Origin of the sequence: Tenacibaculum pacificus (assembly GCF_027941775.1) — a bacterium.
Lineage (GTDB): Bacteria > Bacteroidota > Bacteroidia > Flavobacteriales > Flavobacteriaceae > Polaribacter > Polaribacter pacificus_A.
This window is the reverse complement of the sequence record NZ_CP115917.1, coordinates 2,421,270-2,442,561: the sequence shown is the minus strand read 5'-3', so window position 1 is coordinate 2,442,561 and position 21,292 is coordinate 2,421,270. Positions and strand designations below refer to the sequence as shown.

At 28.5% G+C, this 21,292-nt stretch carries 20 protein-coding genes and 4 tRNA genes; 11 read left to right on the top strand and 13 right to left on the bottom strand.

Features of this window, described 5'->3' with window-relative positions:
- Positions 1-124 precede the first annotated feature (124 nt).
- Both PG913_RS11130 and PG913_RS11125 read right to left on the bottom strand, forming a co-directional pair.
- Positions 125-1,570, bottom strand: coding sequence for a site-specific integrase (locus PG913_RS11130; RefSeq protein WP_271230769.1), 1,446 nt, complete (start codon positions 1,568-1,570; stop codon positions 125-127).
- A gap of 476 nt (positions 1,571-2,046) precedes the next feature.
- Complete coding sequence (locus tag PG913_RS11125; RefSeq protein ID WP_271230768.1) at positions 2,047-2,679, bottom strand: Crp/Fnr family transcriptional regulator; 633 nt, start codon at positions 2,677-2,679, stop codon at positions 2,047-2,049.
- A gap of 131 nt (positions 2,680-2,810) precedes the next feature.
- On the opposite strand from PG913_RS11125, the gene PG913_RS11120 reads away from it, so the two are divergent.
- On the top strand, positions 2,811-3,230 hold the full coding sequence (locus tag PG913_RS11120; RefSeq protein WP_271230767.1) for a CBS domain-containing protein: 420 nt from the start codon (positions 2,811-2,813) through the stop codon (positions 3,228-3,230).
- Between the two features lie 45 nt (positions 3,231-3,275).
- Here the strand turns inward: PG913_RS11120 and rpe are convergent, their stop codons facing one another.
- Entirely contained in the window at positions 3,276-3,932 is a 657-nt protein-coding gene (gene rpe / locus PG913_RS11115; protein ID WP_271230766.1) for a ribulose-phosphate 3-epimerase, read from the bottom strand.
- Between the two features lie 263 nt (positions 3,933-4,195).
- Positions 4,196-5,059, bottom strand: a complete 864-nt coding sequence (locus PG913_RS11110; RefSeq protein ID WP_058884193.1) for a sigma-70 family RNA polymerase sigma factor — start codon at positions 5,057-5,059, stop codon at positions 4,196-4,198.
- A gap of 200 nt (positions 5,060-5,259) precedes the next feature.
- Between PG913_RS11110 and PG913_RS11105 the strand changes: the two genes are divergently transcribed.
- The 4 genes from PG913_RS11105 to PG913_RS11090 all read left to right on the top strand — a co-directional run bounded on the left by PG913_RS11105 (position 5,260) and on the right by PG913_RS11090 (position 7,607).
- Complete coding sequence (locus tag PG913_RS11105; protein WP_271230765.1) at positions 5,260-5,832, top strand: RNA polymerase sigma factor; 573 nt, start codon at positions 5,260-5,262, stop codon at positions 5,830-5,832.
- Between the two features lie 177 nt (positions 5,833-6,009).
- On the top strand, positions 6,010-6,579 hold the full coding sequence (locus PG913_RS11100; protein ID WP_271230764.1) for an RNA polymerase sigma factor: 570 nt from the start codon (positions 6,010-6,012) through the stop codon (positions 6,577-6,579).
- Between the two features lie 5 nt (positions 6,580-6,584).
- Entirely contained in the window at positions 6,585-6,782 is a 198-nt protein-coding gene (locus PG913_RS11095) for a hypothetical protein (protein WP_271230763.1), read from the top strand.
- Positions 6,783-6,791: 9 nt separating this feature from the next.
- Positions 6,792-7,607, top strand: coding sequence for a mechanosensitive ion channel family protein (locus tag PG913_RS11090; protein ID WP_271230762.1), 816 nt, complete (start codon positions 6,792-6,794; stop codon positions 7,605-7,607).
- A gap of 330 nt (positions 7,608-7,937) precedes the next feature.
- Here the strand turns inward: PG913_RS11090 and porT are convergent, their stop codons facing one another.
- The 5 genes from porT to PG913_RS11065 all read right to left on the bottom strand — a co-directional run bounded on the left by porT (position 7,938) and on the right by PG913_RS11065 (position 12,712).
- Positions 7,938-8,639, bottom strand: coding sequence for a type IX secretion/gliding motility protein PorT/SprT (porT, locus tag PG913_RS11085; protein WP_271230761.1), 702 nt, complete (start codon positions 8,637-8,639; stop codon positions 7,938-7,940).
- Position 8,640: 1 nt separating this feature from the next.
- A complete protein-coding gene (gene ubiE, locus PG913_RS11080) occupies positions 8,641-9,369 on the bottom strand; it encodes a bifunctional demethylmenaquinone methyltransferase/2-methoxy-6-polyprenyl-1,4-benzoquinol methylase UbiE (protein ID WP_271230760.1) in 729 nt (242 codons plus the stop codon).
- A gap of 12 nt (positions 9,370-9,381) precedes the next feature.
- Positions 9,382-10,275 (bottom strand): NifU family protein, encoded by an 894-nt coding sequence (locus PG913_RS11075; protein ID WP_271230759.1) that lies wholly within the window; start codon positions 10,273-10,275, stop codon positions 9,382-9,384.
- A 104-nt stretch (positions 10,276-10,379) separates the two neighbouring features.
- Positions 10,380-11,741 carry an OmpP1/FadL family transporter gene (locus tag PG913_RS11070; protein WP_271230758.1) on the bottom strand — a complete coding sequence of 454 codons (1,362 nt, stop codon included), beginning with the start codon at positions 11,739-11,741 and terminating at the stop codon, positions 10,380-10,382.
- Positions 11,742-11,788: 47 nt separating this feature from the next.
- On the bottom strand, positions 11,789-12,712 hold the full coding sequence (locus PG913_RS11065; protein ID WP_271230757.1) for a hypothetical protein: 924 nt from the start codon (positions 12,710-12,712) through the stop codon (positions 11,789-11,791).
- A gap of 200 nt (positions 12,713-12,912) precedes the next feature.
- Here PG913_RS11065 and proS point away from each other — a divergent pair, with 200 nt between their 5' ends.
- From proS to PG913_RS11035, 6 genes are all read left to right on the top strand, one after another.
- Positions 12,913-14,391 (top strand): proline--tRNA ligase, encoded by a 1,479-nt coding sequence (gene proS / locus PG913_RS11060; protein WP_271230756.1) that lies wholly within the window; start codon positions 12,913-12,915, stop codon positions 14,389-14,391.
- A 579-nt stretch (positions 14,392-14,970) separates the two neighbouring features.
- Positions 14,971-15,042: transfer RNA gene (locus tag PG913_RS11055), tRNA-Glu, on the top strand.
- Between the two features lie 120 nt (positions 15,043-15,162).
- Positions 15,163-15,234: transfer RNA gene (locus tag PG913_RS11050), tRNA-Glu, on the top strand.
- 36 nt (positions 15,235-15,270) lie between these two features.
- Entirely contained in the window at positions 15,271-15,522 is a 252-nt protein-coding gene (gene rpsT, locus PG913_RS11045; RefSeq protein WP_058884204.1) for a 30S ribosomal protein S20, read from the top strand.
- A gap of 618 nt (positions 15,523-16,140) precedes the next feature.
- Positions 16,141-16,213 (top strand) — tRNA-Lys (locus PG913_RS11040).
- A 52-nt stretch (positions 16,214-16,265) separates the two neighbouring features.
- Positions 16,266-16,348, top strand: a tRNA-Tyr gene (locus tag PG913_RS11035).
- A gap of 406 nt (positions 16,349-16,754) precedes the next feature.
- Here the strand turns inward: PG913_RS11035 and rodA are convergent.
- Genes rodA through mreC form a run of 4 tightly spaced genes read right to left on the bottom strand, consistent with a single transcriptional unit; the run spans position 16,755 to position 21,275 of the window.
- Positions 16,755-18,032 carry a rod shape-determining protein RodA gene (gene rodA, locus PG913_RS11030; protein WP_271230755.1) on the bottom strand — a complete coding sequence of 426 codons (1,278 nt, stop codon included), beginning with the start codon at positions 18,030-18,032 and terminating at the stop codon, positions 16,755-16,757.
- Positions 18,013-19,896: a penicillin-binding protein 2 gene (gene mrdA / locus PG913_RS11025; RefSeq protein WP_271230754.1), complete on the bottom strand. Its 1,884-nt coding sequence runs from the start codon at positions 19,894-19,896 to the stop codon at positions 18,013-18,015. The genes rodA and mrdA overlap by 20 nt, the downstream gene beginning before the upstream one ends.
- Positions 19,897-19,954: 58 nt before the next feature.
- Entirely contained in the window at positions 19,955-20,461 is a 507-nt protein-coding gene (gene mreD, locus PG913_RS11020; protein ID WP_271230753.1) for a rod shape-determining protein MreD, read from the bottom strand.
- On the bottom strand, positions 20,454-21,275 hold the full coding sequence (gene mreC, locus PG913_RS11015) for a rod shape-determining protein MreC (protein WP_271230752.1): 822 nt from the start codon (positions 21,273-21,275) through the stop codon (positions 20,454-20,456). Before mreC ends, mreD begins: the two co-directional genes overlap by 8 nt.
- Between the last annotated feature and the right edge of the window lie 17 nt (positions 21,276-21,292).

Sequence of the window (21,292 nt, the reverse complement as noted above, 5' to 3'; positions counted from 1 at the left end):
AGAGTGTTTAAGGCATTAACTACTCAATACTTATACAATACCATACGATGTACACATATTGTACGTACAATGTAGTATATTTGCAGTAATTTTGCAGTACTAAATAAATTGAGGTTACAATTTCCTACTGGTTGGATGCTTTGCCCACTATTGTAAGTTTTCTATTTTCTTTTTCCAGTTTTCTTTTTTCGTGAAATTCATCTACTTGAGTTTTTGAGCGTTCAATGTCCTGCAAACCTTTTGAGCCGATATATGCTCTTAGCTGATTTTCTTGTTTGTGAGCCGTTACCATCATAATCAGATTAGTATCAATATTTCCGTAGTAATTAGTGGCAAATGAGCGTCTGAAAGTTCTAGTAGTTATCAATTTATATTTAGGAACTTCTATTATTTTGTTTCTAACTTCTTTTTCTCCATAAATAATTAATGATATTGCTTTACTACCTTTTATTTTTTCATTTATTCCTGCAAGTCGGCAAACTTCTTTTATATCTTCATTCAATTTAACACCGTTTGCGGGATAATTTGTATTTGGTAGTCCGTATGTATCAATTAATGTTTTAATTCTTTTACTGATAGGGATTTGTACGGTTGCATTTGTTTTTTGAGTTCTAAAAGTCCAGTAATTAATACCTTTGATGTTTTTACTATTACTATCGTTTAATTTATTTATATCAGAATACCGTAAACCAGTTTCACACCCGATTAAAATTGCTTTTTTTGCATCTTGTAAAACCTCATCTTTTAGAATAGTGTTATCAATCCTATCAAGTTCATCATAAGTTAAAACTACTATTTCTTTATCTTTATAAACATCTTTAAACATTTCAAAAGAAGATAGTGTTTTACTAATTTCTACAATATCATTCTCATCATTTTCATAATGGTACAATACAGAACTTCTTAATTTTTTCAATTGTGAGTTGATATACGACTTTGTGTATTGCATTTCTAAATACGCCCAGTTCTTAAAATTAACAGAAAAACTTTGACTTAAATCTTTTGTATTGAAGATTGTTTCTTTTGCTATTTGATATTTCAAAAGTAATTTGTGAGTTACTTTGTATTTTTGTTGTTCTCTTTTGTTTGTTTCATATTTAACAAACATCCCTTCTATTGCCGTTGCTAGTAGATTGGCATTTGCTACAAACTCTTTTTGTCGTTGTTCGGCTTCCAGTTGTTCTTTTTCAGTATTTACGGCAACCGTTATCTTCTCTTTAGTATCTAAAATGATATTATTTTTATCAATACATTTTTTTAGCCAAGCCGATGTAATTGCCACACCGTTATTGTAATCTATTAAGAAATACTTTAAAACCTCATCTTGTATTTTCTCAAGTTCTGCCTTATGATTTTTTAAAGTAGCACTTGAACCTGCTTTAGCTAAGTCTTTTAATTTTCTGTGTTTAATTCCTGTTTTACCGTTTTTAGTGGTCTTATAAAGCCAGTATTCCTTTTTAGATTGAAAACTGGTTGCAAGTCTGAAATCGATTTGTTTACCGTGGTTCAATCTTATTGATAATTTACCAGTCGGCTGTGAACCTCTATAAATAAAATTAATCGTTGCCATTAGGAGTACCGTTTTTAGTTTGGTACAAATCTAGTAAAACGTATCAAATATTGGTACAATTTTTTACAGTTTAATTAAATTTAATACAATGTTATTAAATTATTAGATACTTAAAGCCTTGTTTTTAAAGGGTTTTATTGGTTTAATTAAGTTTTATCAGTATTGTGTATTCGAATCCCTTCGTAGTCACAAAAAAATGCAATAACATAATTATCATGTTATTGCATTTTTTGTTTGTCAAAATTATTAGAATCTGTTTAAATTTCTACTCAAATTTTTTTTTAAGGTAAAATAGTAAGACAAGAGGTTGAAATACCTTGTTGAAAAAAAATAGTATAGAATTCGTCAAACTGAATTTATTTCAGTTTCGCATCCTAATTTTCCGTATTTCTCCTGTTAATACGATGCTGAAATAAATTCAGCGTGACGAGAATCTAATCTTTTATTTAACTTTTAAACAGGCTCTAAAAAAGATTTTAAAGCTCTAATATTTTTATTTGATTTCGATGTAATTCAATTTTTGATTCTTTTTCTAAAGCTTTTAAGAGTCGAGATATAACGACTCTTGATGTATGCAAATCGTTTGCAATTTTTAAGTGTGTTATATTTAAAACATCATTACCAACTACCATTGCTTTATCTTTTAAGTATTTAAGCAAACGGTCGTTCATATTTAAAAAAGCAATAGAATCTACAGCTTCAATAAATTCATTAAGCCGAGAATGATAACTTTGTAAAATATATTCTTGCCAGCTTTTATATTTACTTAACCATTCTGACATTTTATTTTTAGGAATCATTAATACAGCAACATCTGTCTCGGCAATTGCTTTAATTTTACTTTTAGTTTCGCTCATACAACAAGATAGTGTCATAGCACAGGTATCACCTTTTTCGATATAGTATAATACTAGTTCATCACCATCTTTATCTTCTCTTAAAACCTTAATTGCACCGTTGATTATTAAAGGAATAGAATGCATATAGCTATCAGCATCAATAATAATAGTACCTTCTTTAAATTCTTTATATAAGGCTACTTTGGCTATTTCATTAATTAAATCATCTTCAAATAAATAACCGTAATGTTGTTTTAATTTTTCTATCAATTGATAAATGTTTTAATGCATAATTTACGATAAAATAAAATAAAAATGCATGATTTTAATCAACTTTTCAATTGAAATTATTTCTGAAATTTGATGTATTAATAAATGATAAATCAATCAAAAAAATAAAGATGAATAGGAGAGCACCAGTATCAGATATAATGACTAAAAATGTAATAACCTTAAATAGTACTGATGATTTAATGACTGCTGAATCATTATTCAAAAAAGAAAATATAAGACATATTCCTGTTGTAAGTAGTTCAGAAATAAAAGGAATGCTAAGTTATACGGATTTATTAAGAATCAGTTTTGCTGATGCTATTGATGATGATGAAAATGAAGTAGATACTGTAGTTTATAATATGTTTACTATTGATCAAGTGATGGCTAAAAACTTGGTGACGGTTAACTCAACTTCAACAATAAAAGAGGTTGCTGAAATTTTAGCTAAAAAAGAATTTCACGCCTTGCCAGTAGTTGATAATAATGAGTTAGTTGGAATTGTAACTACAACAGATTTAATTAATTATTTAATAGAACAGTATTAATTTATAATAAAAAAGGAGACTTTTACAGCCTCCTTTTTTATATATTTAATTTACTAATTCTTTTAAGTTTTTAATAGTTTCGGTAGGGTTGTCACTTTTAAAAACATAACTACCAGCAACTAAAACATCTGCGCCAGCTTCAATAAGTTGATTGGCATTTTTATCGGTTACACCACCATCAATTTCGATTTTACATTCTGAATTTGAAAATTCAATTAAATGTCTTAATTGACTTACTTTTTTATATGTATTTTCAATAAATGATTGTCCTCCAAAACCAGGATTTACACTCATTATACAAACCATATCTAAATCTTGAATAACATCTTCTAAAACAGAAATAGGTGTGTGTGGATTCAATGCAACACCAGCTTTCATGCCTGCAGCTTTTATTGCTTGAATAGTTCTGTGTAAATGAGTACAAGCTTCGTAATGCACAGTTAAAATATTTGCTCCTAAATCGGCAAAAGTTTGAATATATTGATCAGGATTAACAATCATTAAATGTACATCGATTGTTTTTTTTGCGTGTTTTGTTATGGCTTTTAAAACAGGCATTCCAAAAGAAATATTTGGTACAAAAACACCGTCCATAATATCAATATGAAACCAATCAGCTTCACTATTATTTACCATTTCGATGTCTCTTTGTAAGTTAGCAAAATCTGCTGCTAAAACTGAAGGTGCAATTAAATTACTCATTGATTTATTGTTGTGTTGTTATTTTTGTGCAAAGATAATTAACTTAGTTTTAAAAATGTTATTACTGATTTTAAAAATGGTGTTAATCAATAAGTTGTTTTGTTCAGATGTTTAGCCCTGATTGAAGCGGCATCCTTTTTTGAAGTATGAAAAAAAGATATAGCGGAAAGCAGGAATTTGCTTCAAAAAAAAACTCTCGAAAATTAATTCGAGAGTTTTACTATTTTATCTATAATTGAAATACTTAAAACAATCTGCTATTGTTATCCTAAGTAAGTCATTAAAATTTTACTACGAGAAGTATGTTTTAATCTGCGGATTGCTTTTTCTTTAATCTGACGAACACGCTCACGAGTTAAATCGAAAGTTTCACCAATTTCTTCTAAAGTCATTGGTTGGTGCTCACCTAATCCGAAGTATAATTTTACAACATCAGCCTCACGTGGCGTTAATGTTTCTAAAGCACGGTTAATTTCAATACGTAAAGATTCGTGTAATAAAGTTCTATCAGGGTTTGGTGATTCACCTGAATTTAATACATCGTATAAATTAGAATCTTCACCTTCAATTAAAGGAGCATCCATTGATACGTGACGACCAGAATTTTTCATTGATTCTTTTACGTCATTCACAGTCATATCTAACTTTTTGGCAATTTCTTCAGGACTTGGAGGTCTTTCGTTTTCTTGCTCTAAAAAGGCGTACATTTTGTTAATTTTATTGATAGAACCAATTTTATTTAACGGTAAACGTACAATACGAGATTGTTCAGCTAATGCTTGTAATATTGATTGACGAATCCACCATACAGCATATGAGATAAATTTAAAACCACGAGTTTCATCAAAACGTTTTGCCGCTTTAATTAAACCTAAGTTACCTTCGTTAATTAAATCGGGTAAAGTTAATCCTTGATTTTGATATTGTTTTGCTACCGAAACAACGAAACGTAAGTTAGCTTTAGTTAATTTTTCTAATGCTCTTTGGTCACCAGCTTTAATTCTTTGTGCTAATTCTACTTCTTCATCAGCAGTAATTAAATCTACTTTTCCTATTTCTTGTAAATATTTATCTAATGAAGCGGTTTCTCTATTAGTAACCTGTTTCGTAATTTTAAGTTGTCTCATCTAATTAAAGGATATTTTAATTCATCAATCGGTCTACACTATATTATACGTAGGATGCTTTAAAAATGTTACAAAAAAAATGAATCTTTTTTTAAAAGGTAGTTTTTTACCATTCATCGATAGTAATTGTTTTATTATGGTTTTTAGAATAATTAAGAATCAATAATTCATTTAATTTGAGGTATAAAATCCCCCAAACTATGAATGCACTACAGATAAATATTACAGATGAAGATTTAGTTTATAAAATTGTTAAAACAAATAATTCAGCTTTATTTGCCATACTATACAATAGGTTTTCTAGAATGGTATTTAATAAATGCTATAGTTTTTCTAAAAACAAACAAGAAGCCGAAGATTTAATGCATGATGTTTTTGTCAGATTATTTATTAAATTAAAAACATTTAAAGGGAATTCTAAATTTTCAGTGTGGTTATATTCTTTTACTTATAATTTTTGTGTGAATTATGTACAAAGAAGTCAATATAAAAAAATATCGAAAATTACGGTTGTAACAGATCGAATAAAAGACAAAAATATTCTTAAAGAAGAAGTAGATAAGGAAGCTATATTATTAGAATTAAAATCTATTAGATTAGGAAAAGCACTTGGTTTAATAGGAGTATCTGAAAAAAATATTTTATTGATGAAGTATCAAGAGGATATGAGTATCAAAGAAATATCAAACAGATTAAATTTAGGAGGTAGTGCCGTAAAAATGCGTTTAAAAAGAGCTAAAGCTAAAGTTTTAAAAGTTTATAAAGAGCTTTAGAAATTAATATGAAATTAAAGTGTGTTATTTTATTTTATTTTATTTTATTAATTTTTTTATTTAAAACTGAATATCTTTAAAGAATTCTTAAATTCGCTGTCTTGTAGAAGAAGAAAAAGTGACCCTTTGGAAATAAAAGTGTCTAAAGAATTGTAAGTCGAACTATAAATTAAGCTATTGAAAAGTATTGATATTACAACATTAACTGATGAAGAGTTAGTTAGTAAAATAGTAGAAAAAAATGATAGTCATTTATTCGCAGTTTTATATGACCGTTATGCTGGAGTTGTGTATAATAAATGTTATGGTTTTTCTAAAAATAAAGAAGAAGCACAAGATTTAACACACGACGTTTTTATTCGTTTATTTGTGAAGTTAAGAACCTTTAAGGGGAAATCTAAATTTTCTACCTGGTTGTATTCTTTTACTTATAATTTTTGTGTAAATTATGTGCAAAGAAATAAAGAAAAGAAAAAAGAAAAAGTAACTGTTGTAACCGATCAAATTAAAGAAGATAGTGATGAAGATGAAATTGATGACGCAGAACTATTTGAATTAAAAGCTGATAAATTAGCAAAAGCACTTGAAATTATTGCTGCTCCTGAAAAAATGATTTTATTAATGAAATATCAAGATGATATGAGTATTAAAGAAATTTCAGAAGCATTAGGTTTAGGTGATAGTGCTGTAAAAATGCGCTTAAAAAGAGCAAAAGAAAAAGTTATAAAAACATATAACACACTGTAATAATTATGGAAAATCCATTTAAGAAAATATTACATAATGAAGAGTTGCCAGAAGTACTTAAAGAAAAAGTACTTAAAGATGTGGCAATGATAAAGCTATCTATAGATATGGCTGATTTATTTGTGGTAAAATACCCAAGTACAATTGCTGATCTATTACGTGGAGGTGTGTCTAAAAAAGAGTCTAAAGATAAAATTAAATAAAAAACAGTCATGAATATATTAGAAGTTATTTTAGAACCTTTTAATGAGGTTTTTAAAAATATTATTGATTCGTTACCAACAGCTTTAGGGTTTGTTGGTTTTGTGATTTTAACATGGTTAATTATTAAGTTTTTATTATATGTTGTAAGAAAAGGTTTAGCTAAAACAAAGATTGATGAATGGTCTAAAAAATTAAGTAAAACAGAAATTTTTGGAAACTCTACTATAAATATTGTATTAACTAATATAATACTTGCAGTTTTAAAATGGTTTTTAATACTAACATTTGTAATGGCTGGTTCAAATATTTTTGGGCTAGAAATTGTATCAGAAGGAATTAAAAGTTTTTTTACATACTTACCTAAACTATTAACAGCTATTGGTATTTTTATAGCAGGAGTTTATTTAGGTACTATTGTTAAAAAAGCAACTCAAACAATGTTTAAGTCTTTAGATATTTCCGGAGGTAATTTAATAGGAAACATTGCTTTTTATTTGATAGTAGTTTTTTTAACAATAACAGCATTAGATCAAGCAGGAGTTGATACTTCAGTAATAAAGAGTAATTTAACTTTATTAATAGGTTCTATTCTTTTAGCTTTTACTTTAGCTTTTGGCTTTGGTGCAAAAGAAGTAGTGGTAAGGTTACTTTATGGGTATTATTCAAGAAAGAATGTTAGTATTGGTAAAAAAGTTATAATAGGAGACGTTAAAGGTGTTGTTACAGCAATAGATAATATATGTTTAGTTGTTACAACTAGTGAAGGAAAAGTAGTCTTTCCTATTAAAGATATAGTAGACAGTAAAATAATTGTTGAAAATTAATAGTTTCTAGCCTTTTGTTTTATATTTGCAGTCTCTTATTAAAATAATAGATTTCGGGGGACTTCTATTTTATAAGTAAGAATATTATTCTTACTATTATGACCATCGAAAGATGGTCATTTTTTTGTTTTATATGTGACTTGTAAGGTAAATTAGTGTCTAAATAGTATAAGGTAGATTTCGGGGGACTTCTATCTTATATATAAAATGACTTTCAATGTAAGAAAGTCATTTTTCTTTTCAGAATTTTACTGATAAAGGATTTCATTTTTTAGATAAAATTATAAGATATAAAAAAAGCCACTGTTTTTAACAGTGGCTTTTTTTATATTATTCAAAAGATAGGTGCAAAAATACTCCCCGTGTACCTAAATAATCTATAGGATCAGTCCATTGACTTGGACTATTATTATCTGGTATAATTTCATTATTAATAGCAAAGACACCTCTAATAGAAGGAGAAAATTTAAAGTAATTTAAATAAAAATCGATTCCAATACCTACTTCATACATTAAATTATTTGTTGTAGTTCTAAACTCACCAACAGAATTATCATCGCCATTTTTCTGATTACTAGAAAAATTATAATCATATGATACTCCTCCTAGTACATAAGGACGTATGTTGTTAAGCCTATTTGTACTCATTTTTAGTATTAAAGGCAAGTGTAAGTAAGTAGCACCTACTTCTCTAGTATTTACATTTTCTGTTCCAGGAATGTGTTTAAAAAACAATGTTTTTGTATTCGACATTAATCCTGGTTCAAACCTTAAATTCAGATTCTCATGTAATTTTAAATCTGCAATTAAACCAACGTTAAATCCTACAGCACTTGATACTTCTACTTCAGCATTATTAAAAGAACTAGGTTTGTAACCTATTTTATATCCATTATTGTTTACTCCTAAGTAAAAACCATAATGAAAAATATCTTTATCAAAACTAGGAAGGTTTAATATTTTTTCAGTTTGTGCCTGAAAGCAGATTGTGAAAAATCCGAAAAATCCGAAAAGTAAAGTTTTTTTTAACATACTATTTAAAAGCGGTGTAAATTGATGCAACTCCAAAAGTTACAGGTATATTATTTACATTCTTAAACCCATTTTTCTGTAAAATATTGTTAAAGGCTTCACCAAAAGGAAAAGAATTTGCACTTTCTGATAAATAAGAATATGCAACTTTATCTTTTGAAAACATTTTACCAATAATAGGAAGTAAAACATTTGTATGAAATTTATAACCTTGTTTGAAAGGAAACTTAGTAGGGTTAGAGGTTTCTAAGACTACAAACTTACCACCAGGTTTTAAAATACGATATATTTCAGTTAAACCTTTATCTAGATTTTCAAAATTTCTTACTCCAAAAGAAACTGTTATTGCATCAAAAGTATTGTTTTCAAAAGGCATATTTTCGCTATCGCCTACAATCATTTCTATTTTATCGGTTAAATTAGCTTTGGCAATTTTGTACTTACCAACTTCTAACATTCCCGCAGAAATATCTAAACCTACAATTTTATCAGGATTTAAACCTGCCATCATTAAGGCTAAATCACCAGTACCGGTAGCAATATCTAAAATTTGTTTCGGATTATTTTCTCCAACTAATTTTACTACTTTTTTTCGCCAACTAACATCAATTCCTAAAGAGATTACACGATTTAACCCGTCATAATCTTCAGAAATATTGTCAAACATTTTAGCTACTTGTTCTTTCTTTCCTAGCTCAGAATCTTTGTATGGTTTGATTGTTTTAGACATCTGTTTTATAAATTATCCGTTAATAGCAACTACTTGATTAATCTTATTAGGTAACATATCTTTAAGCATGGTTTCAATACCATTTTTTAAAGTTACTGTTGATGAAGGACATCCACTACAAGCACCTTGTAAAATTACGCTTACTATTTTAGTTTCTTTATCGTACGATTGAAACGCAATATTTCCACCATCAGAAGCTACAGCTGGTTTAATATATTCGTCTAAAATAGCAACAATTTCAGCTTCAGTATCTGTTAAATCTTCTTTAGGAATTTCAACGTTTTCTTTGGTTTTTTGCTTAGGAAGTTCTTGTATTATTATTTTTCCATCTTGAATATAAGTTCTAATAAAAGAACGAATTTCTTGATGTACTTCATTCCATTCTATCATGTCATATTTTGTAATTGACACATAGTTTTCAGAAATAAAAATTTCTTTTACAAACGGAAATCCGAATAATTCTTTAGCTAAAGGAGAAGACTTACTAGCTTCTTCGATATTTTTAAACTCAACATCTGTTTGAGTAAGTGCTTTGTTCGAACCGAACTTCATAACCGCAGGATTCGGAGTAACTTCAGCATATACTTCAACAGCATCTTTTTTAGTTGTAACTTCAGTTACTAACTTATTTCCTTCTTGTAAATAGTTTTCAATTTGCTCACGAAGTTCTTCTTCTACATCTTCCCATTGAACAATATCATAACGTTGAATTGCAATGAAATTAGCTGTAATTAAAATTTTCTTTACAAATGGAAGGTGAAAAAGTTGTTGTGCTAAAGGTGAATTTTTAGCTTCATCTATATTATTAAACTCATAACTACCACCGTTTACTAGAATTGTAGTACTCGTAAATTTTAAGATGGTTTCGTTACTTGTTTCTTGTATATTTATTTTTATAGTGCTCATAATAAGTTGTAAAATGAAGTGCAAAATTACGGTAAAAAACTGAGATATATGTATATAAAAAATCCTGCAAAAGCAGGATTTATATAATTTGTTACTATTGGAAATTATAAATTAAAAGTTAGTGTAGCAGAAACTCTTGAGCTATTATTATTTACTTCAGTATCTCCTGAATTATTTAAGGTATAATAATCCATGTTTTCAGATTTCCTATATGATAAATCGAATTTTGTTTTTCCAAAATTATATCCTAACCCTAAGGTAAAACCTCTTAAATTATCTTTATTGGTATTCCCTCCAAAAGCGGTAAGTAAGTTCGGGTTTTTTTCATAATGATAACCACCCCTAATACTCATTTTATCAAAACGCCATTCCGTACCAACATTTAAAGCTTGTGTACTTCTTAATGTATTTGAAAAACTTTGATTTGCTTGTAAAAGTGTTTGATCAGTCTCTTGATATTTAATATTTCTAAAATCTTTATAAGTATAATCGAAACTAACCAATCCTTTTTTACCGAAAATAATTGCTCCACTTGCCGTTATTCTACCTGGAGATTTAAAACGGAAACTATTAGGATAATCATTAATAAGATCATAATAAGAGTCTAAATCAAGGTTTTTGATATCATTCATTGTTAGTCTATCTTTATAGTTTTCAATAACTTCTTCATACCAAGCAGGGCTTTCGTATGCTAAACCAAAACGAAAATTACGATTTACTTTATAAATAAACCCTAAGCTAAGTGAAAAACCATTTCCTTGCATTTGAGAGCTTGTCAAATTGTATGCCTTTAAAGTATTTCCTTTATTATCTTGATTTACTTCATTTAAGTGGGTTGTTTGGGTGAAATTTAAATCATGAATATTTAAAGCAGCTCCCACAAAAAACTTATTTAAATGTACAGCTGAAAATCCAAAGTTATAAATAGCTGTTTGTCCTCCAAATGAATTGGAATATTTATGTTCTACAGAGTTTAAAAATGCTGTTTTATTAATTTTTTCATCATTTTGGTGTTCAGAATATTTTAAATATTCTCCATTATTTAAAAGATAAGAGTTATTAAAATCTTTTTTAATACTATAATTAAAGCTTAAAGCAAATCGATTCCAATCAGAATCGTATGCTGTATCAAACGAAAGTATTGCGCCTGCTTGTGTTAGGTTAAAAAAGTTATCTTGATTATTAAATTTTTCTCCGTAATAATTAATAGATGTATCCGTATTTCTGTTACCTAAAGTAATAGAAACTAAGTTTTTTCTAGCAACAGCACCTCCAGCAGGGTTAATATTTATTGATGATACATCGCCACCTAAAGCTCCAAATGCACCAGCCATTGCTTCAAAACGTGCTGTTCCATAATTTTCATTTTGCGAAAATAAAATACCTAAATCAGTATAATTTAATGATTGCGAAAAAGTGTAAGTAGTACTAGCGATAATAACCGCAAATGTTAAAAGTCGTTTCATTTTTTTCGTTGATTAGTTTAAAAACGTATTTAGAAAAGCTATTTAAATTAGCGTCTATTATTTCCTGATCTTCTACTACTAGAAGATGAGCTTCTTCTTGGTGTGCTTGTTGCTCTGCTATTTGAATTTCTTGATGAAGATGATGGTTTAGTATAAGTTTTCGATGCTCTAGAATTATTTCTTCTATAAGAGTTATTCTGTCTAGTATTAGAACTACTTTTTCTAGTTGATCTTTTCGATCTTGTATTACTTCTGTTATTTTTATAATTTCCTGTTGAGTTAGCGCGAGTGTTTCTTGTAGCGTTAGCTCTTCTTGACGATTTTACATTTCTTGTACTTTTTCTGTAGGTATTAGAAGTTCTTCTTGATGAAGAGTATCTTCTATTACTGCTTGTATTATTTCTTCTGTAACTTGAATTTTGTCTATATCCTCTGTAAGAATTAGCTCCTCTATAATTGTACCTGTTATAATTGTATCCGTAATAATTATTTCTGTAATATGGTCTGTAATAATAAGGCGTACCATAATTGTAAAAGTTCCAGTGATAATTATTATATCCAGAACGCCACCAAGGTCTGTTGTAATTATATCCGTAATATGTATCCCAATTATTGTAATATCCCCATTGAGGAGAAGTACTTATGTTAACAACAACATTACTAGTATTACTATATCCCCAAGGTTCGTTTGTATTGTAATTATTATACTTTATAGGTGCTTCATATGTATCTTCTTCATTTTCTTCTGATGCATATTCTTCAATATCTGTAAAAATTTCGGTATCATTTAATCTATCTAAACGGTCTAATTCTTTTGAAAAATAATTTTCATTATCCTCTTGAATTTCTTTTGTATCAGCAACAATAATAGTACGCTGATATTTTTTGATAGGTTTATCATCTGCATAAATTCCATCATCATTATCAGCAACCGTTTGCATTGTTCCGCAAGAAACAATTGTTGCTGTCATAAATAATAATAGCATGTAAAAGGGAAGCTTGGTGTTAGTATAATGGAACTTCATGAGTTAAATTTTAAGGTTATAAAAACTAATTAGAAAACTGGGGTACAAAATACGATTTCTTTGTTGGGCTTGTAGCCTTTTTAATGTAGTTTTGCATAGACAATTTACGCATAAAATATAACAATATTTATGCCAAACTTTTGATTATGAGCAAACATTTAACAAAAAGAGACGAAGATTATTCGAAATGGTATAACGAATTGGTGGTAAAAGCTGATTTAGCTGAAAACTCAGCCGTTAGAGGATGTATGGTTATTAAACCCTACGGATATGCTATTTGGGAAAATATGCAAAAAGAACTAGATAGAATGTTTAAAGAAACAGGACATCAAAACGCTTATTTTCCGTTACTTGTACCCAAAAGTTTATTTGAAGCTGAAGAAAAAAATGCCGAAGGATTTGCTAAAGAATGTGCGGTTGTAACACATTATCGTTTAGAAAATGATCCTGAGAATAAAGGGAAATTAAGAGTTGACCCGAACGCTAAATTAGAAGAAGAATTAGTAATTCGCCCAACATCAGAAGCAATTATTTGGAACACTTATAAAGGTTGGGTTCAATCATACCGTGATTTACCTTTATTGATAAATCAATGGGCAAACGTAGTTCGTTGGGAAATGCGTACTCGTTTATTTTTAAGAACAGCAGAATTTTTATGGCAAGAAGGGCATACCGCTCACGCAACTAAAACAGAAGCTGTATCAGAAGCAAAACAAATGCAAGAAGTATATGCAACTTTTGCTGAAGAATTTATGGCGATGCCAGTTATAAAAGGAGCTAAATCTGAAAGCGAACGTTTTGCAGGTGCTGAAGATACTTATACTATTGAAGCATTAATGCAAGATGGAAAAGCTTTACAAGCAGGAACATCTCATTTTTTAGGACAGAATTTTGCAAAAGCTTTTGATGTAAAATATACTTCTAAAGAAGGAAAGAAAGAATACGTTTGGGCTACTTCTTGGGGAGTTTCAACGCGTTTAATCGGTGGGTTAATTATGACACATTCTGATGATGCTGGTTTAGTATTACCTCCAAAATTAGCGCCTATTCAAGTAGTAATTGTTCCTATATATAAAGGTGATGACCAATTAGAAGCTATTTCTGAAAAAGTAGCTGTAATTGTAAAAGAGTTACGTAAAAAAGGAGTTTCTGTTAAATTTGATGATAGAGACACTTACAGACCAGGTGCAAAGTTTGCTGAATATGAGTTAAAAGGAGTTCCTGTAAGAGTTGCAATGGGTAATCGTGATTTAGAAAACGGTACTGTTGAGGTTGCTCGTCGTGATACTTTCGAAAAACAAACGGTTGCTATTGATAACGTTGTAGATGTTATTACCAATTTATTAGAAGAGATTCAAGAGAATTTATTTAAAAGAGCTTTAGATTATAGAGCGAATCACACTACAGAGGTGACTACTTTCGATGAATTTAAAGATGCTATTGAAAATAAAGGAGGATTTGTACTAGCACACTGGGACGGAACTGAAGAAACTGAAGAGAAAATTAAAGATCTTACAAAAGCTACTATTAGATGTATTCCTAATGATGCTAAAGAAGAGGCGGGAACTTGTATTTTTACAGGAAATCCTTCTTCTAAAAAAGTACTTTTTGCAAAAGCGTACTAGTATTTATATTATATACAATTTAAAAACCCTGCTTCGGTAGGGTTTTTTTATGGGTAAAAATGAGTGCAATTTTTATTTAAGAATAATAATTAGAAGCAATTTCCCGCTTTCCGCACTCGCTTTTTTTATTTTTTCGAAAAGAAAAATAAAAAAGAGCTCAAACAATTGCTTCAATCGGGGCTAGAAATTCCACTATTTTTTAATAATCAGATAAAATATTTTGTATTCTTTTTTTCTAAACATCAAAAAAACTAAGATTTAAACAATATTAAATTAATGTAAACTGATAAAACATCAAATTAATCAGATGTTTATTAGTTTTTTTTATGATAGGAGTAAGGGCTCTGCTGTCGTAAAGTAAAGAAAAGTACTTTGTGTATTCAAATTTACAAAAAACAACAGTTTTTTTTATTTAGCTGTGACTTATTACTATCTATTTGTTTATTAGTTTGTTATGGTGTTTACTGAAGGTGTTCTGAATTTTTTATGTAAAAATTCTCAAAAAAAACTTCAAAAAATTTTGTAGTACTGAAAAACAGTTGTAGATTTGCACCCGCAATCAGATAAATTGTTTGTCACGGTCCGTTCGTCTAGGGGTTAGGACGCATGGTTTTCATCCATGTAACACGGGTTCGATTCCCGTACGGACTACAATTTAATTGATGTTTTGTTAATGTTTATTTTATTAACGAAACAAAAAATTAATAATAAAATTACCGTAAATATAAAAAAGTATCTTATATTTGCACTCTCAATCAGAATGATTGTTTTGGTCCGTTCGTCTAGGGGTTAGGACGCATGGTTTTCATCCATGTAACACGGGTTCGATTCCCGTACGGACTACAAAGTTTTTTATAAACCTTTAAGAATTTTAGCATAATGGCAAATCACAAGTCAGCGATTAAAAGAATCAGAAGTAACGACGCTAAGCGTTTAAGAAATAAATATCAGCATAAAACAACACGTAATGCTGTTAGAAGATTAAAAGCATCTGAAGATAAAGCAGAAGCAACTGCAATGTTTTCTACTGTAGTATCTATGTTAGATAAATTAGCAAAGAACAATATTATTCACAAGAATAAAGCAGCAAATTTAAAATCAAAATTAGCTAAACACGTAGCTTCTTTATAAGAATTTAAGTTTACTTAAAATATTAAAAAAAACGTTTCGATATATCGAAACGTTTTTTTTGGTTTATACTTTTCTAATTATTTGATTTTTCCTTGTTATTAAGTTATTTAAAAGTGTTTATTATTCATGTCTGAATAAAACTATATCAGATAGATTATTATTGCTTTAAATAGAATTATTAATAACTTGTTGATTTTTTTTTACTTTATTAATTATCAAAATAAGTGTCTTAAACCTCTTCTTTTAAACTTTTCGTTATATTATAGTTTGTTTTAAATTTAATGTCCTTGTTTTTCAGCTTTATGAAATGCTGAAATAAATTGAAGATTATAGTAATCTAGTTTTTCTTTAATTTTAAACTCTTTGTGTTTTCTTGGATAATAATTTTTATCAAAAAAAAAGTAGGAGAAGATGCTATCATTTTCGATTAATGCTTTTTCTTAATTTTATTATCGAAGTTAATATTTTATAAAAAATAAATAAAAATAATATTTAATTAACATGCAGATAATGAGGTTATTTAGTTTTTTGTTTTAATTTTATTCTTTTTTTTATAAAAAAGTTTGTAGAACCAAAAATAGGTGGTATATTTGCAACCGCTAAGGAGAAAAGATAAATGACCTGGTAGCTCAGTTGGTAGAGCATCTCCCTTTTAAGGAGAGGGTCCTGGGTTCGAGCCCCAGCCCGGTCACTAAAAAGCTTCTCTTATTTATAAGAGAAGCTTTTATTTTTTTTCTAGCTTTGGGGAGATACCAAAGCGGCCAACTGGGACGGACTGTAACTCCGTTGTCTTACGACTTCGCAGGTTCGAATCCTGCTCTCCCCACAAAACCTCAATCTTTATAGATTGAGGTTTTTTTAGTTTTAAGACTAAAATATTTTTTAATAGTGTTTTCTTGTTTATTTATTTTGAATACTTCGGTAAGGTATCTCTAAAAGCTCTTAGAGCCTGTTTAAATTTTAAATATAGTTTTATTATATATAAACGTCACGCTGAATTTATTTCAGCATCCTATAAAACTAAGAACTACCGAAAATCAGGATGCGAAACTGAAATAAATTCAGTTTGATGGATTCGATTTTTTAGACACAAAAGGTTTTTAAATGAAATTTAAACAAGCTCTTAATTTAGAATGTTTAATGATTTTCATTATCAAAAAAAAGTAGTGTATCATTTTTAATAACTACTTAAGTTTTTTATCTATAAAAATAATTATTAAAATAAAATTTTATTAAAAGTCGTATTTTTTATGAGCATCTAAACGAATAAAAATAAATAAGAGTACTGTAAACCCCCATAAAGAAGATCCTCCGTAGCTGAAAAAGGGCAGAGGGATACCAATAGTAGGTAGTAAGCCGATAACCATACCTATGTTCACTATAATGTGAAAAAAGATAATAGAAGCGATACCATAGCCATATATTCTTCCAAATTTATTTGTTTGAATTTCGGCTAAATAAATAATTCGATAAAGTAATAGCATAAATAAAATGATAACTAAAGAGCTTCCTAAAAATCCCCATTCTTCACCAACGGTACTATAAATATAATCAGTTTCTTGTTCTGGTACAAACTTACCTTGAGTTCTATCACCTTGTAAAAAACCTTTTCCTAAAAAACCTCCCGAACTAATTGTTAATTCTGATTGATAGGTATTATATCCTTTATTTTTAAGATCTGTTGTTTTTCCTAAAAGAATATCAAATCTATCTTTCTGATGCGGTTCTAATACATTTTCATAGGCGTATCCAATACCAAAAATAAATCCAGTAGTAAATAAATATAATGATATTATTTTAATGGCATTAAAACGAAAGAAACGTTTGTCTTTATAAAGCCCATAAGCAATACCTGAGCTAATAATTATTAAACAGCTTAAAAGAACCCAATTTGCTCCAAAATAAATGGTTAAAATGAATAATATAACAGATAAAGCACCCAATAGAAGATAATTTAAACTCAATCCTTCTCTATGTAAAACGAAAAAGAACGCAAAATAGATTAAAACCGAGCCCATATCAGGTTGTAAAGCAATAAGAAAAGCAGGTAAGAATATAATTACAAATGCTTTTAGTTGATTTTTAATTAAATTCAGGTTATATTTTCTATCACTAATTAATTTAGCAAGTGCTAATGCTGTAAATGCTTTTGAAAACTCTGAAGGTTGCAGTCCAATTCCTCCAAAATTATACCAAGATGTTGCTCCATTAATTTTTTTTCCGAAGACAAAAATCCCTGCTAATAATATTAAAGATAAAACGTATAATACACCGGAAAAGCGTTCATAAAATTTCGAATTAAAAAACAGGATTCCAATTATTAAAGGAACACTTAAGGATATAAAAATAAATTGTTTTCCATATTTGGTTGAAAAATCAAAAAATTCTCTAGTATGTTCTGTTGATGAAGAGGCATAAATATTCATCCATCCGAAACCAACAAGTAAAATGTATAGTACGATAAGCAACCAATCGATGCCTTCAAAAATGTTATTTCGTTCCTGGCGCAAGGGTATCTTTCTTTTTAATTAATTTTTCATATTCTTTTTGAAGGCTCATATTAATCATACGATCTTCAACGTATTTTCTTGATGTTTTTCCGTTCAGATATTTTTCAATCAATAAACTGGTTATCGGAGCGGCAATTGTAGAACCATATCCTCCATTTTCAACAAAAATAGCAATTGCTATTTTCGGGTCATCTTTTGGAGCAAATGCAACAAATATAGAATGGTCTTTTGCTTGTACTTTTTTACCGTCGACCATTTTAATTTTATTCTCTGAAGTTCCTGTTTTTCCACAGATTTCAATTCCTTTTACTTGGCTTCCTCTTGCGGTTCCTTTTGTAAAAACTTCGTGCATTGCTTCAATAGCTATCGGAAAATGCTTCGGATGAATAGTTGTATGCCTTTTGGTGGTGTAAATAGTATCTATTATTGCTTTATTATTAATTTTTTTAACAATATGTGGTGTATGAAAATAACCTTTATTAGCAATTGCGACAGTCATATTTGCTAATTGCATTGGCGTGGTTAATATTTCACCTTGACCGATGGCATTTGAAATTGTATAAGAAGATCTCCATCTACTTTTGTACCATTTATTATAAAATGCCGAATCAGGAACATTTCCTTTTCTTCCAACGGGTAAATCATAGCCTAAGTAGTTTCCGAGACCAAAACTTTCAACATGTTTGTTCCAATTTTGCATTCCAACTTTTGGATTACCTGATTTATCAATAATTTTTTTATAAGTGGTCGCAAAATAACTGTTACACGACTTTGCAATGGCTGTTTTTAAACGAATCGGTCTTCCTGTAATTCCACAATGACACGCCATTATTTGTTTTTTACCTCTACCGTATCTATATCCGTGGTGGCAAAAAACGCCAAAATCTTTATCAATAACTTCTTCCTGTAAGCCGATTAAACCGTTAAGTATTTTAAAAGGAGAACCTGGAGGGTACATTGCTTGTAAACCTCTATCAAAAATAGGCATATTGATAGAATCATTAAATAATTTTACTGAATTAGGAGAACGTTTTCTACCAACCAATAAATTAGGATCATAAGAAGGAGCGGTTACAAGGGCTAAAATTTCTCCAGTTTTTGGTTCGATAGCTACAATACCGCCTCTTTTTCCTGACATTAAAAGCTCTCCGTATGCTTGAAGTTCACTGTCAATAGTTAATGTTAAATCTTTTCCTGTAACGGCAAGTGTGTCGTATAATCCGTTTTTATAAGAGCCTGTAATTTTATTTAAATTATTTCTTTTGAAGAATTTTCGACCTTTAACTCCTCTAAGTATTTTTTCATATTGTTTTTCAACGCCTAATTTCCCGATTAATTCTCCTTGTTCGTAATAATTATTTGTTCTTGCTTTTTGCTCATTTACTTCGGCAATAAAACCTAAAACATTTGCCCCAGATTTAACAGGATAATTTCGGATAATACGTTTTTGAATATAAAACCCTTTATATTTGGGTAGTTTTTCTTGTAGATAAGCAAAATCTTCTTTGGCTAATTGTTTTAAAAATACAGAAGGCAACCAACGTGCAAAATTTTCTGCTTTTTTGTAGCGTTTTTTAAAACTTTTTTTATCGATTTTTAGCAGCTTACAAAATTCTAAAGTATCTAAAGTTGTAACATTTTTAGGGATAACCATTACATCATATGAAAGCTGATTAGCAACTAATAATTTATCATTACGATCATATACATAGCCACGTTCAGGATAATCATATTCAATTTTAATAGCTGAACTTTGTATCGGATTTGGGTTTGCTCCGCGAATAATTTGTAGTTGAAATAATCTACCGATATAAATGAAACCAACAAGTGTAATTAAAAAGAGGAGTAATAAGCTTCGTTTCATTTTGTGTTCTGTGTACTTTTAATAAAGTAAATCACAGTAATTTTTAATCTATTAATATTTATTTTAGTTTTTTTCTGAAGATAAAACTTCCTAAAAAATATAATGTTAATGTAAAGATACTTGAATAAAGAGTATTCATAAGTACTTTAGGAATATTATAAAAGCTAAAATTAATTAAACTAAATAAAATAAAATGATGAATTAGTGTTAAAATTACAGTGTAATTAAAAACTTGCCCAAATGTTTCTAATTTTAAGTCGAATAATAAGTAATCTCCTTCATTTTTTTTGAAAATAGCCTTTACAAAAGAAAGTCTTATATATGCTATAAATAGTATTGAAAAAGCGTGAATTCCACCAGAATTACAAAAAGCATCTACACATAAACCTAATAAAAAAGAACTAATGAAAAAAGGTAATCTATTTTTATTTAATGGATATAAAAAAACAAAAGCTATGTATAAATAAGGATTGATATATCCTAAAAATAAAATATTATTTAGCACAAGAACTTGTAACAGTAATAAAAAAACAAATAAGAATATGATGTAAATTGTTTTATTCATTTGTGTTTTCTACGCTTTTAATTTCTTCTTTATGAAGATTTGTAATAATATAGATGTGTCCTAAATTAGCCATATCATTAAATAATTTTATATCAATATTATATGAAGCGGATAATTTATTAGGAATTTCATTAATAGTACCAATAGGAATTCCTTTTGGAAAAATAGTAGATTTACCACCTGTAATAATAGTATCTCCAATTTTAAAAATAGCTTGTCGAGGAATATCTGTTAATTGTGCTATATTATAATTGTCACCATTCCATTTTAATGTACCGTAATAATTATTGTTTTTAAAGCTTGCATTAATACTACTTTTAGAGTTTAAAATAGATTGAACTCTTGCGTATCTGTTGCTTGCATTATCTGTAATACCAATAATTCCTTTATTATTGATAACCGCCATTTCTGAAGTAATTCCATGATTACCCCCTTTATTTATAGTGATGAAATTGTTGGCATTTTTGTATGAGTTATTGATTATTTTACCTTTTGTATATAAAAATTCTTGATTAGAATTTAAGGTATCCGTAGTTGTTTTTACAGAATCAATAGCCGAGTAGTATTTTGCTATTTTATTTTTTAATAGCATGTTTTCTTCTGCAAGTTCTTTATTTCTAGTTTTTAAATGAAGATATTCAGAAAAATTAGCTGAATTTTCATAAAAACTACCAGTTATAAAGTTCGTAGAACTAATAAATTTACTCCTGTGAAAAGAATGATTATTAATCATTAATGCAACAGCAATAATTTCTAGAAATAGAAAAAATAAGAAATTTTTATACTTCTGAAGGAAATAAAGAAGCTGTTGCATAAATAATCATTAAAAAT